General features: G+C 50.0%; 13 protein-coding genes. All 13 read right to left on the bottom strand.

Features of this window, described 5'->3' with window-relative positions:
• Nucleotides 1–16: 16 nt before the first annotated feature.
• Nucleotides 17–1324 (bottom strand): TRAP transporter large permease, encoded by a 1308-nt coding sequence (locus SIC45_RS01435; protein ID WP_319630805.1) that lies wholly within the window; start codon nucleotides 1322–1324, stop codon nucleotides 17–19.
• On the bottom strand, nucleotides 1315–1821 hold the full coding sequence (locus SIC45_RS01430; protein WP_319630804.1) for a TRAP transporter small permease: 507 nt from the start codon (nucleotides 1819–1821) through the stop codon (nucleotides 1315–1317). Before SIC45_RS01430 ends, SIC45_RS01435 begins: the two co-directional genes overlap by 10 nt.
• Nucleotides 1822–1845: 24 nt before the next feature.
• Entirely contained in the window at nucleotides 1846–2886 is a 1041-nt protein-coding gene (locus SIC45_RS01425; RefSeq protein WP_298784925.1) for a TRAP transporter substrate-binding protein, read from the bottom strand.
• A 177-nt stretch (nucleotides 2887–3063) separates the two neighbouring features.
• Nucleotides 3064–4095 carry an aldose epimerase family protein gene (locus tag SIC45_RS01420; protein ID WP_319630803.1) on the bottom strand — a complete coding sequence of 344 codons (1032 nt, stop codon included), beginning with the start codon at nucleotides 4093–4095 and terminating at the stop codon, nucleotides 3064–3066.
• A 28-nt stretch (nucleotides 4096–4123) separates the two neighbouring features.
• On the bottom strand, nucleotides 4124–5314 hold the full coding sequence (locus SIC45_RS01415; protein WP_319630802.1) for a Gfo/Idh/MocA family oxidoreductase: 1191 nt from the start codon (nucleotides 5312–5314) through the stop codon (nucleotides 4124–4126).
• Nucleotides 5315–5330: 16 nt separating this feature from the next.
• The gene (locus SIC45_RS01410; protein WP_319630801.1) at nucleotides 5331–6410 is read right to left on the bottom strand and encodes a Gfo/Idh/MocA family oxidoreductase; all 1080 of its coding nucleotides are present in this window, start codon (nucleotides 6408–6410) and stop codon (nucleotides 5331–5333) included.
• Between the two features lie 71 nt (nucleotides 6411–6481).
• Nucleotides 6482–7300: a sugar phosphate isomerase/epimerase family protein gene (locus SIC45_RS01405; protein ID WP_319630800.1), complete on the bottom strand. Its 819-nt coding sequence runs from the start codon at nucleotides 7298–7300 to the stop codon at nucleotides 6482–6484.
• The gene (locus tag SIC45_RS01400; protein ID WP_319630799.1) at nucleotides 7300–8484 is read right to left on the bottom strand and encodes a dihydrodipicolinate synthase family protein; all 1185 of its coding nucleotides are present in this window, start codon (nucleotides 8482–8484) and stop codon (nucleotides 7300–7302) included. The genes SIC45_RS01405 and SIC45_RS01400 overlap by 1 nt, the downstream gene beginning before the upstream one ends.
• Before the next feature lie 13 nt (nucleotides 8485–8497).
• The gene (locus SIC45_RS01395) at nucleotides 8498–9649 is read right to left on the bottom strand and encodes a Gfo/Idh/MocA family oxidoreductase (RefSeq protein WP_319630798.1); all 1152 of its coding nucleotides are present in this window, start codon (nucleotides 9647–9649) and stop codon (nucleotides 8498–8500) included.
• A 109-nt stretch (nucleotides 9650–9758) separates the two neighbouring features.
• Complete coding sequence (locus SIC45_RS01390; RefSeq protein ID WP_319630797.1) at nucleotides 9759–10580, bottom strand: AraC family transcriptional regulator; 822 nt, start codon at nucleotides 10578–10580, stop codon at nucleotides 9759–9761.
• A 131-nt stretch (nucleotides 10581–10711) separates the two neighbouring features.
• Nucleotides 10712–11086 (bottom strand): PH domain-containing protein, encoded by a 375-nt coding sequence (locus tag SIC45_RS01385; protein ID WP_319630796.1) that lies wholly within the window; start codon nucleotides 11084–11086, stop codon nucleotides 10712–10714.
• A 59-nt stretch (nucleotides 11087–11145) separates the two neighbouring features.
• Nucleotides 11146–12372 (bottom strand): ABC transporter permease, encoded by a 1227-nt coding sequence (locus SIC45_RS01380; protein WP_319632907.1) that lies wholly within the window; start codon nucleotides 12370–12372, stop codon nucleotides 11146–11148.
• Nucleotides 12365–13261: an ABC transporter ATP-binding protein gene (locus tag SIC45_RS01375; protein ID WP_319630795.1), complete on the bottom strand. Its 897-nt coding sequence runs from the start codon at nucleotides 13259–13261 to the stop codon at nucleotides 12365–12367. The genes SIC45_RS01380 and SIC45_RS01375 overlap by 8 nt, the downstream gene beginning before the upstream one ends.
• Nucleotides 13262–13459: the final 198 nt, after the last annotated feature.

Below are 13459 nucleotides of genomic sequence, written 5' to 3'. Positions count from 1 at the left end.
ACTGCTTTGCACGCTGTTATTCCACCAGGCCGAACAGCCTAGGCAGGAACAAGCTGATTTCTGGAATGAATGCCACTAAGACAAGCGCTGCGACAAGCGGCACATAAAACATCATCAGCTTTGGTATAATTTTTTCGATTGGTACTTTACTGACACTGCTGCCGATAAACAGCACAGTTCCGATTGGAGGCGTCGTAACCCCGATTGCAAGTGCCATTGCCATGATCATTCCAAAGTGTACCGGATGCAGGCCCATCTCTGTGGCCACCGGGAACATAATTGGTGTGAAAATCAGCAGGGCCGGTGCTACGTCCATAAACGTGCCGACGACTAACAAAATCAAAAGCATTATAAGTAATAAAATTATAGTATTATCGGTAGCTGAGAGCATCGCATTAGTAATTGACTGCGGGATTTCCGCATACGCAAGCACCCAGCTCATCGCTGTCGATGCGCCGATTAAAAGCAGGATAATGCCCGAATAGGAAACAGTCTCCTTCAAAATCTTTGGGAAATCAGAAAGTGAAAGACTGCGGTAAATTAAGCAAAGCAGAAGTGCATAAAATACTGCCACTGCAGCCCCTTCGGTTGCTGTAAATATTCCGCCGGCTATACCGCCGATGACAATTACAATCAAAAATAAGCTTGGTACGGCCTGCCAGATAATTTTTACCGCTTCCCCGCCTCCTGTCTTATCAGCCACAGGATACTTCGCCCGCTTGGCAAGAATATACGCAACGATTATTAAAAGTCCGACCATTAGAAGTCCCGGCAGATATCCGGCTATAAACAAAGCGCCAATCGAAGTTCCGCCAGTTAACAGTGAATAGATAATAGGCATACCGCTTGGCGGGATGATCAGCCCGGTCGGTGCTGAAGCAATATTAACGGCCGCAGAATAGGAAGAAGAATAGCCTTCTTTTTCCTGCTGGGGATGCATGATTCTTCCCATTGAAGCCGCAGCGGCAATCGCCGATCCGGAAATGGCGCCAAACAGGGTGTTACCGATAATGTTTGTATGAGCAAGCGAGCCGGCCATCCGCCCGCCAATCAGCTTTGCCAGGTTAATCAGCCGAAGAGCAATCCCACCGTTGTTCATAATGCTTCCCGCAAGCATAAAGAATACAAGAGCGAGAAGCACGGTGCTGTCCACCCCGGTAATTAGCTGCTGGGACACCGCCAGAAGCGATGCATCCACGGATAAAATCAGCAGCGCAGCGGCAAATGTTGCTGCTGCAATGCTTACCGCGATTGGCACACCAATAAATAAGAATAGGAAAAACAATCCAAATAGTATAATGCCGGTCCAAACAGCTACATCCATTTATGATCCCCCTTTTCTTCAGGACGGGGCACTTCCACTTCCTGCCGGTTCATCATGTTGTAAACCTGATAGAAAATAACGATGACCCCACTGACCGGAAGAATGCCGTAAATCCATCCCATTGGAATTCTTAAAATAGGTGAAAGCTCTGCCATCGTTGCACTTGCAATCGTATAGCCGCCAATCACCAGAACAAACAGTGCAAAACCAATGACAATCAGGTCAATCAGCCAGCGAAGCCCCAGATGGGCTTTTCCGGTAATCTTGTCCCTTAAAAAGGAAATGGCTAAATGCTCGTCCTGGCCAAACGCGTACGCGCCGCCTAAAAAAGCAATCCAGATTAATGAAAAACGAAGTACTTCTTCTGTAATAATACTCGGATCTCCAAGCACAAATCTCGTAAATACCTGCCATATTGCTGCTACTGTCAGAAATATAACCAGAGCACTCGTAATAACTAAAAGCACCAGGTCAATACTCTTTTTTACTGCCTGCATGTTCCTCACCCCTTACCTGTCCACTTATTCTTCCATTGCTTCAATCTCGCTGATTACGTTATCTACATCCGGATTTTCCGCCCGCCGTTCTTCAATGAGAGGCTCCACCTTTTTCCGGAATGGTTCCTGATCAGGATAAGAGAATTCAACACCCATTTCCTCTTCTGCCTGCTGCATGCTTTCTTCAATCATCTCGTCCCAGCGTTCGTTGTGCGTTTCTGTTGTTTCCTCTCCGGCCTCCTGAACCGCAGCCTGCTCTTTTTCACTTAAATCCTGCCACGTCTCATCACTCATAATAAGAAAATCCGGTATGCGCGTATGCTCGTCAAAGGAAAACTGCTTTGCCACTTCACCGTGGTTGGCATCCGTCAAGGCAATTGGGCTGCTCTCCGCTCCGTCAATGACCCCCTGCTGCAATGATGTATAAACTTCGGTTGCTGAAAGCGGCGTTGGCGAAGCACCGAGCATTTCCATCGTTTCGATTGAAGTAACATTGGTCATTGTCCGAATTTTGAGCCCCTGGAGATCCTCCGGGCTTTCTATTTTTGTATCCTGTGTATAGAAACTCCGGGCCCCTGCATCGTAATAAGTAATGCCGCGAAGCTGGGCCTCTGATAAATCGTTGTACATTTCATCAATTGTATCCGTTTCCATAAATGAGCGGAATTGTTCGTTACTCGAAAATATATACGGCAGACTGAAGACAGAGAACTGCTCATCGAAGCTTTCCACGACTCCGCCGTTTACCTTGGCAAAATCAATCACCCCGTTCTGCACCAGCTCCATTACCTTCGTTTCTCCACCGAGTACCCCCTCTGCGTAAATATCCACCTGTACGCTTCCATCAGTTTTTTCTTCCACTTTATCAGCAAAGTCTTCAAGACTTTGATACACAGGACTTGCATCGTTGTGAATATGTGCAAGTGTTAACGTCTGTGTTTCTTCTGCATTCGCCTCTGCTGATTCTGATGAAGCACTTCCGCTCCCTCCACAGCCGGCCAGTGTCAGCAGTGCCGAAGAAGTTAATGCTATCGTTCCGGCCCGCGCCCATTTCCACTTTTTCATATAAGAAACCCCTTTCTATTTTTTCAGCAAGGAAATATCTGTTCTCTACTGCTTTGTTATTATTTTAAGCGCTTTCAAAAACTACGTCTTATTAAATTAAGAATTTCACTCTCAATTTCAGAAGAAAACAGAAGAATTCTATAAAAAAACAACTCCGGAAGAGTTGTTTTTTCTTGGTTATCTTGTGTTCATTCGAAGGGTCGTAGAACTCTGGAAATGGTTTTTTGCACTCAGATATGCAGTTGGCTTTCCTAAATGAGCAAAATCCACCGGCAGCTGCTGGGTTTCAATGCAGATACCGCGGTGCTTTTCTCTGGGTCCCGCTTCAAAATCCTGTTCAGGCCCATTGTTTGATGTATACACCACAGCCCCCGGAGCGCTTGTGATAATATCAAGCTGCCGTCCTGAAGACTCATCCCATACACTTGCCTGTGGTTCTTTCCCTTCTTCGAGGATAAAAAAATGATCGATGCCGCCAGCCACGTCACGCACCTGCTCATGGGAGCTGTTAATATGTTCGCCGAGCGGTTTATCTCCGTTTAGTTCAAAGGGCGTTCCCGCTGTTGAAAGAAGCTTTCCTGTAGGAATCAGCTCTCTATCAAGCTCCAGGACCTCCGAGGCTTGAATCTCAGCATGCTGTTCTGTGACCGGGCGCTTGTTATTTCCGCTCAGGTTTATGTACATATGCTGGGTCGGGCTGAACCAGGTATCAGTATCTGACTCTCCATCATATTCGACGGTAAAATCGCCGCCGGCCTCCACAATGTAAGTAACAGATGCCTTCACATTCCCAGGATAGCCGTCAGTGCCGTCCGTTCTGTGAATCGAAAAACGTACCCATGCCTGCTGGTCATCTTCACCGGCGTCGGCTTCCCAGTAGACATTGCCAAAGCCGCCGTCTCCTCCATGCAAATGATGCCTGCCTTCATTTGTAGTTAAGGGATGCTCTACGTCGGCTGCTGTCATCCGTCCCTCGGGAATACGACCAGCCACCGGGCCGACGACTGCGCCGAGAAAGATGTTGTCCCGCTCGTACTGCTCCAGCCCTGCGTAGCTGAGCAAAATATTTTCTTCAACTCCATTTCGGTCCTTCGCCCATATCCGCTGAACTCTTGCCCCAAGGTTTAACAGTTCCACCCGGGGGCTTTTTCCTTTTTGGATTATCCATTTTCGCATTGTCTGGTGCTTTAGCTTTTCTTCCTGAAGCATGCTTTTGTCCCCCTTAGATAATGCATATTCAATACGGATAGCGGGCGCCGTTAATGCTTAGCATTTTCTTTTCCCGTGCCCAGGCTGCTGTAGTTTCCCCCGGAAGCTTTCGCTCTGTGTAACAGGCTTCAAGCACCTCTGCGAGTCCCGGAATATACGTCAAACCGAGGGAGGCGTCCACCTGTTTCACCTCCTCCGCAAAGGCATAGCTTTCGGGAAATGCCTGATGCACGCTTTCAATGGTCAGCAGATGAGAGTAAGACGCCTCCAGACCGCAGCGGATATCCTGGGAATGCCCGAGCACCGCATCGATACATACATCTAGTTTATGCATATGTTCACTCTCAGGATCATTATAGCTTTTTTCTGCCCCGCTGTGCCACAACGCTTTCACCGGGCTCCCCCATTCGTAGGAAACTACCGCATCTTCAAACTCCATATAAAAGGAAGGATTCACTTCTTTTTCAACCGCATGTGAAGCAAAAAATGTCAGATCCACATCTTTATCAGTTACCGCCCGGAGTGCACATGTATCAAATGTCTCAATCGGGTTGGCACGGTACACTTCCATCTCCAGAGTATTTATTTTTGTGCTTTCGTTTTTGGTGTCTCCGAGCACATAAAACAAATTATGCATAAAGTGGGCTGTCGCGTTATTTGCCACACTGTCAAAAATCGGGGCACCGCCTGCGCCAAGCTTTTTGCCTGCCCAGCTGGAGCGCCCGTAATACGCTTCATTGCGCGGCCAGAGCACCAGGGCACTGCCGTGAAGCGGCCTTCCAAATTTACCTGCCTGAATGTCTTCCTTGAACTCGAGTACGGCATTACTAAACGACCAGTTAAAGCCGACCGCTAAAAATTTTCCGGTTTCATCACGCACCCGGCGCATTTCTTCTGCTTCCTCCCACGAGGCCGACGCTGGCTTTTCGCAGAGTACGTGGCTCCCCGCCCTCATCGCTGTAACTGCCTGAGCGGCATGAAGATGAATAGGTGTCGCGATCACTGCCAATTCCGCTTCCTTTTCGGCGTAAAAAGTCTCCAGTGATTCGTATACCGGAATGCCTGCCGCCTGAATATCCTGATAAAAAGAGCTGTTTTCCGGGAAAATGTCGACCACGCCCACCACCCAGGAAAGGCGGTTTTGTTCTATTAATGTCTGCAAATATAATTCCCCGTATCCTGCTGTGCCCGCCAGGACGATCCGGCATGACTGTTCCATTTCTTTTAACCTCCTGCTACCGTTTAATCTTTATTGCCTGCTTTTGTGCCTTCAGGCTGAGCTCTGCCGCTTTAAACGCATGCTCCTGCGGCATGGCTGTCACTGTGCCGTGCACCACGTCCTTTGCCAGGCGGAAAAAATAAGGGAATCCTACTTTCCCTTCTACATCATATTTTCTTTCGCCGCCCTGGTTAACCAGATACAGCCGCTCGCCACGTGCACTGTCTGTAAGATCCACGTATTTTCTGAGTTCTATATACCCTTCCGTGCCCAGAATTATTGTCCGGCCATCCCCCCAATTGCTCAGGCCGTCCGGCGTAAACCAGTCCACGCGAAAATAGTGTACCGCTCCGTTATCTCCCCGGAGGTGGGCGTCACCGTAATCCTCAAATTCGGGATGCTCCGGGTGCGCCATATTCGCTGCTGTACTGCTGAGCACCTCGGCATCCCGGGCGCCGCTGAACCAGAGGAACTGTTCAATCTGGTGGCTTCCGATGTCGCATACAATACCCCCGGTGGGCTCTTTTTGGAAAAACCATTCCGGACGCGACGCTATATTCAACCGGTGCGGTCCGGTACCAAGCACCTGAATGACTTCTCCAATCGCTCCCTCGTTGATCAGCTGCTCGGCAAAGCCTGCGCATTCCACCTGCAGCCGTTCACTGTAAAAAACGGCCCAGTTCAGCCCGGTGGCTTTTGTTTTCTCTTCCGCCTGCTGCAGCTGTTCGAGAGTGGTAAACGGTGCCTTAGCGGAAAAGTAGTGTTTGCCGTGGTCCATCACTTTGAGGCCAAGCGGGCCTCTTTCCGCAGGAATAGCAGCGCTTGCCACCAGCTGTACCCCTTTGTCCTGCAGAACCTGCGAAAGTGATTCTGCCTCTTTGGCTTCCGGAAAGCTCTGCTGAAACGCTCGTACTTTTTCCGGATCTTTGTCCCAGACCCATTTGACTGTCGCTCCGGCGCTTTTCATTCCGTGGCACATGCCGTAAATATGGCCATGCTCAAGGCCTGCGGCTGCCATTGTGAGTGTCCCTTCTTCTACGGCAGACTCTTCGTGGTGCACCGGTTCAAAATTTGTATGTTCGGACGGCTTCGGCATTAAAACATCTCTCCTTTTGCTTTGTAACATACGACAATAGCGGCAAGCCTTCAGGCCCCGCTATTATCTGTTTAAACGTGTATATGATAAGCGTCTTTCATCTGCTTTAAGGTCTGCTCCCCAGGCTGGTCCCAGATGGCCTGATTGATAATCTCGACCTCAATCGGACCATGGTAGCCCTGCTTCTCGACCGCACCGCGGATACGCGGAATATCAATCACGCCTTCTCCCATCATGCTGCGGCCTTTAAATATGTCCGGCAGCGGCACACTCCAGTCCGATACGTGAAAGCCCAGAATGGTGTCTCCGGCGTGTTCAATTTCCCTGTACAAAAATGGATCCCACCAGACGTGGAACACATCCACGACGACGCCAAGATGGCTGCTGCCCACCTGCTGCTGCAGCTGATTAGCTTCTCCAAGGGTGGTGATCACCGAACGGTCTGCCGCATACATAGGATGGAGCGGTTCAATACCAAGCTTCACCCCGTACTGCTCCGCAAAGGGGAGTACTGCTTCAATGCCTTCGCGCACCCATTCCCTGCTCCGGATAAGATCCTTATCAGGCGACGGGCCGCATACGAGCACCAGCACGTCCGTGCCCAGCTCTGCAGCCTCTTCCACCGCTCGTTTATTGTCATCGATGCGCCGGAGGCGTTCTTCTTTATCGGCGGCCGGGAACATCCCGCCCCGGCACACGCTTGAGACCTTCAGCCCGTTGGCGTCGATGATTTTTTTACTTTCCTTTAAACCGATTTCCTCTATTTTGTGCCGCCATACAGATATCCAGGGGATCTGCTGTTCCGCGCACCCTTCGGCAGCCTCCTTCAGAGACAAGTTTTCCGTAGTGATCTGATTCAGGCTCAGACGATTCATATCAGGAGAACCCATTATTTATAAACCTCCTTTGCCTGCAGACCGGCAAGCTCAAGCATCGGCTTCATGCGCGCTGCAGCAAGCTCCGGATCCCGGAACACGCTGGCTTCGTCGGCCAGCCGGAATAATTCGCTGAAATGCAGCACGGACCGGGCGCTTTCTGCCCCGGCAACCATACGGAAATGCGGCTGATGGCCGTTCAAATAAGCTAAAAACACCACACCGGTTTTATACGCAAACGTCGGCTGCTGAAAAATATGACGGGCGAGCGGAACGGTCGGATCCATAATCTCATGGTATTTCTGCATATTACCCGCATCCAGTTCTTTTAAGCCAGCGGCAGCTGCCGGGGCGATCGCATCAAAAATGCCAAGCAGCGCGTGGCTGTACCCCTGCTCATCTCCTTCAATCAGACTCGGATAATTAAAGTCATCACCAGTATACATTCTAACGCTTTCCGGCAGTCTCCGCCGCATGTCGATTTCTTTCTGATCATCCAGAAGCGAAATTTTGATGCCTTCAATTTTATCTGCATGCGTATGAAGCACGCGCAGACAGACCTCCATCGCCTCATCGACGTCGTCTGAGCCCCAGTAGCCGGCAAGGTTCGGATCAAACATATCTCCAAGCCAGTGCAGAATGACCGGCTCCTTCACCTGGTTTAGAATTTTACCGTATACGTATTCGTAATCCTCCGCAGATGAGGCCGCTTTGGCAAGGGCCCGGCTTGCCATCATAATGATTTTACTTCCGGCCTGCTCCACGAAGGAGCACTGCTCTTCGTACGCCTGCACCACGTCGTCAATGGTCACGTCCGGCCCGGGCACCAGATGATCCGTACCGGCGCCGCTGGCAATATTGCCGCCCACGCTCTTTGCTTCCCGCACTGAGCGGGTGATCAGCTCCTTCGCATCCTCCCAGACCAGCCCCATGCCTCTCTGGGCAGTATCCATCGCCTCTGCCACCGACAGGCCGAGAGACCACAGGTAATGGCGGTACTCCATCGTTTTGTCCCAGTCAATAGCCGGACGGCGGACCGGGTCACTGCTGCCAAACGGGTCTGCTGTCACATGAACGGCAGAATATGCTGTCCTCGAGGTGAACTCGCTTTTCGAAGGAGCCGGCAGAGGTTCTGTCTGCGTCAATTCATACCGGTACGTGCTTCCGTCTGCCTTCGGCAAATAAATATAGTTTGTCATCAGCTGCCCCTCCTTATATATTCAGTTCCGGCACGTCGAGCCAGCGGCGTTCTTTAGATGACTGCAGCCCAAGATCAGCCAGCTGCATGCCTTTTGCCCCTTCGAGCAGATCCCACGGAAAAGCTTCATCCTGATGCACGTGCTTTAAAAACATTTCCCACTGGATTTTGAATGCATTTTCAAACAGCTGATTGTCCGGCACTTCCTCCCACTGGTTCTGAAAGTCAATCGTGTTTTCGAGGTCTGGGTTCCACACAGGCTTTGGCGTATTCACCCGGTGCTGGGTCTTGCAGTTTCTAAGACCGGCTACAGCACTGCCTTCGGTTCCGTCCACCTGAATCGTCAGCAGGTCATCGCGGTCCACCCGTACCACCCAGGAGGAGTTAATCTGCGCCGTAATACCGCCTTCAAGCTCCATCGTGGCGTAGGCGGCGTCATCCGCCGTTGCTTTATACGTATTTCCCGCCTCGTCCACACGCTCCGGAATATGCGTTTTCACCGAAGCGGAGACCGATTGGACCGAGCCGAATAATTCATCAAGCACATAGCGCCAGTGCGGGAACATGTCCACCACAATACCGCCGTCTTCTTCTTTTTTGTAGTTCCAGGACGGGCGCTGGGATTCCTGCCACCCGCCTTCAAATACCCAGTAGCCGAACTCCATGCGGACCGACAGTATTTCCCCGAAAAATCCGGCATCGATCAGCCTTTTCAGCTTCAATACACCAGGCAGAAACAGCTTGTCCTGCACGACTCCGTTTTTAACTCCAGCCTCTTTAGCCAGACGGGCTAATTCAAGCGCTCCTTCCATCGAGGTGGCTGTCGGCTTTTCACAGTAAATGTGTTTACCGGCTTCAATTGCCCGTTTAATGCCTTCAGCACGTCTTGATGTCGTCTGGGAATCAAAATAAACCACATTATGTTCATCTGCGAGGGCTTCGTCCAGGCTGGTCGTCCAGCGTGCAATATCATGCTCCTTGGCAAGCGCTTTCAATTTTTCTTCGTTTCTGCCTACTAAAACAGGATCCGGCATGATGTATTCACCCTTATCAATCTCGACGCCTCCCTGCTCGCGGATAGCTGCAATCGAGCGGATCAGGTGCTGTCTCGTCCCCATTCTCCCTGTTACTCCGTTCATAATAATGCCAATAGTATGTTCGGCCATTTTAATCCTGCTCCTCTCTAAACTGATTACTTCTCAGTCTAGAGAGAAATGTATGCGCTGTCTTATTAGTTGCAGACGTTTATTCTCAGATTCGGAAATGATTTAACGCTCAGTCCTGCTTCCCTTCCCTGCTTCTCTGGGTCGTCCGGTACATGTTCGGTGGAACTCCGACGTGTTTTTTAAATAAACGATAGAACGTGGATAACGATTCGAACCCTACCTCAAAGCATATGGATACAATATCTTTATCGCTTTCCAAAAGCAGCTGCTTGACGAGTCCGAGACGGACCTCAGTCAGATACTGCATCGGCGTCCGTTCGTAGTATTCTTTAAAAATAGTCTGCATATACCGCTTACTCATCCCCATCCGGCCGGCGATATCCTCTGCGCTTTCAATATCATAATAACGCGTATCAATGTACTGCCGGAGGCGTTCCACCCGCAGTTTATTCGTATCTCCCGGTCCGGCGTCCTGATTGGAGCGGGCAAGTGTGCAAAGGAGCTCAGCAATATGAATTTTAAGCGCCATCTGCCAGAGCTGGTCGCCGTGGGACTGCTCATAAAGCATTTTCCGCATAATCTGCCGGAGCTCACTGCTGTCAATAGCGCTGAAGGACTGTACACGGGCCGTGCCAAAAACGTTTGGAATCAGCTGTGTACGCACATCCCGGCTGAGCTTCCCGGCGTCCAATTCCAGCACCAACACTGTCATATGTGAATCCGCACGGATTGAATGCCTCGTTTTGGGAGGCACAATAAGAAAAGAATCCGCCGTAATATCATACACGTGTTCATCCAGCTCGCAGGCTCCGTCCCCATCAAGAACATACAGCAGCTGATGGGTGTCATGCGTGTGCGTAGCTACTGTGTCTTTTTCTTTATGCTTGCTTTCATACAACGAGATAACTGCCGACTGTTCCTTGTTCTGCATGATGCTCCTCCATCTTTGTGAAAATTTTGATATCGTTTGATTCATGTGGATTCTCTTTTGTTCATCATATCATATGTACTTTCCTGCCTTAAAAAGAATCCGGATGCCTGAAGGGCACCCGGAAAATTCTATTACAGCACGTACTTACTCAGCGCACGCTGGACGTCAAAAATATTATCATCATTTCGGAAGGTCTTGGATATAGGCTCCGCACTACTGCCTACCCATATTTTCAATTCGCTGTCCAAATCAAATGTGCCGGCGGTTTCTACTCTGTAGTGGGAAATGCTCCGGTACGGAATAGTGTGGTATTCCACCTTTTTACCAGTGACTCCCTGCTTGTCGATCATAATCAGGCGCTTGTTTGTAAATACCATTAAATCCCGGTACAGTTTAAAAGCACTTTCGACCTGCTCGCCTGCCGTTAACCACTCCCGCAGCTCTTCTTCCACTTTTTTCGAATCCGCGTCAGAGGCATTTCCCATCAGGGCATCAAACAATCCCATATACGATCATCTCCTTTTTCCTGTGAGCATAAGAGAATAGAGGGTACAGCTTTAGTGTATCACTTTTTGCGGGCAAGTTCCCGTGCCTGCTTGACCCTTCTGCTAAATGAATCACTGCTGTAAACGAGGACGCTGCCCCGGTACAGACGGACGCTGAACCAGGCTGCCGCTGCCACCAGAGCAAGGCTGAGTCCGATGCTAAGACCCATCTGCCACCACGGAACGTCTAATGCATTCGTTCTCACAAACATTGTAAACGGGGTGAAAAAAGGAATGAAGGAGCTTGCAGTCACGAAAATATTCCCCGGAGCCGCGAGCCCGAAGTTCGACAGGACAAATGCACCCACGAGCAGAAATGTCAGCGGCTGGCTGAAGTTCTGGACCTCTTCCGTTTTGGCTGCCATCGATCCGACCATGGCGTACAGCGTTCCATAAAGAACAATCCCAAGAAGCAGGAACACCACGGCATATATCCAGGTGGAAACTGCGGCTCCTCCTGCCGAGCTGATAAGCGAGGTGATGTCATCGAGACCGGCGGCGTTTACGTATATCACTGCCGTTACCGCCACCAGGGCCATTTGGAAAAGCCAGATGGCCGATACTCCGAATGCCCGGCCGAACAAGTGCTGAACAGGGGAGGCACTTGAAATAAGAATTTCCATCACCCGCTGCTCCTTATCCTTGGCAATCTGCATGGCAATCATGATTCCGCACATCAGTGAATAAATGTAAATTATAAAGACAACCGCGTAGGAAAGAAGATTAAACCCCTCTTCGGAGGAGGAGCCTCCGCTCCCTCCACTGCCCTTTGTACTTTCTGCAATCTGCACAGGTGAGGTAATATTCTGGACCTCTTCACCCGTAATACCGAGCTCTTGTGCGTATTGCGAGACATGTGCCTGCTGGATGCCGGCGGAAAGGGCGCGAGCCGCGTCCCCCGTATCTTCATCGGTATATAAATTTCCATCATATCCGTTTTCGCTGCTTTCAAAGAGCAGGTAGCCGTCTGTTTCTCCGTTCTCCCAGGCGTTTTCTGCCTGTGCTTCCTGCCCGTACGGCACAAGCTCTATACCGGCAGCTTCTCCGGGAAGCTGAAGGGAGTCACTTTCATTGACAACAGCCAGGCTGCTGATCTCTGCTTCCCCGTCCCCGAAAAAGTCGATAATTCTGGGCAGGCTCAGAGCGATAAGCACGACCACAAGCATAACCGCCGTCGACACAATAAATGATTTTGCACCTGCCCGTACCCGAAACGTATGAGCAAAAATTCTCCACATATTACGCATCGTTTTCACCTATTTTCTCTTTAAAAATCTCCTCCAGCGACGGGGGCTCCATCCGGAAGACACGGACGTCTCCATATGTAAAAAGCTGCTGCAGAATGTCCTGGGATCTTGATTTTGTATCTGTATAGATGTGCATTTTTTCTCCGGATCCACGTACCTCCTGTACCCCTTCCCACGTCCTTACATCTTCCAGCGGGCAGGGAGCTTCAGCGACAATCCGGTTGCGATCCATGCGCTCCTTGATCTCCCCGAGGCGCCCGCTCAAAATATCCCTTCCGCTTTTAAGCATAACGAGCTTGTCACAGATTTCTTCCACGTGCTCCATGCGGTGGCTTGAAAAAATGATAGTCACGCCGTCCCGGCGCAGGTTTTGAATGGCTTCCTTCAAAATATCCGTGTTCACTGGATCAAGTCCGCTGAACGGTTCATCAAGAATAAGAAAATCAGGGCGGTGGACAAGGGCAGCGATCAATTGAATTTTTTGCTGATTGCCCTTGGAGAGCGTGTTTAATTTCTGCTTCTTTTCCTTCTCAAGCCCGAACACTTCGAGCCAGTAGGCCATTGAAGTTTTTGCTTCTTTCTTGTTCATGTTTTTCAGGCCAGCCAGAAACAGCAGCTGCTGCTCCACCTGTTCTTCCGCAAACAGCCCCCGTTCTTCCGGCAGATAGCCGACCTGCTCAAGCGGCAGGTGATGCACTTTTTTGCCCTGCCATTCTATTGCTCCGTCTGTACGCTCCATCAGACCGAGAAGCATGCGAAACGTAGTTGTTTTTCCAGCTCCGTTCTGGCCAATCAAACCGAGACTTTCTCCCGGCTGAATTGAAAAAGAAAGCTCATCGACAGCCTGCTTTTCTAAAAAACGCTTCGATAAACGACTTACTTCAAGCATATACGCCCTCCTCCAGGGATGAAAACTTCCCTTCTATAATAAACAATATAGCATCCATTTTATACCATAAATTACAGAGTAATTCTTTCGAAAACAGACCCTGACCTTAAAATGTTCGACAAGCAATAGCTTGTTCCCTTTCTCCTTATTTATTGAAATTAAAGGTAAGCGCTTATCTTTCAGACTTAATTGGTTTAT

This window comes from Marinococcus sp. PL1-022 (assembly GCF_033845285.1).
GTDB lineage: Bacteria > Bacillota > Bacilli > Bacillales > Marinococcaceae > Marinococcus.
The sequence above is the reverse complement of the archived record's forward strand: the minus strand, read 5'-3'. Positions and strand labels throughout refer to the sequence as shown.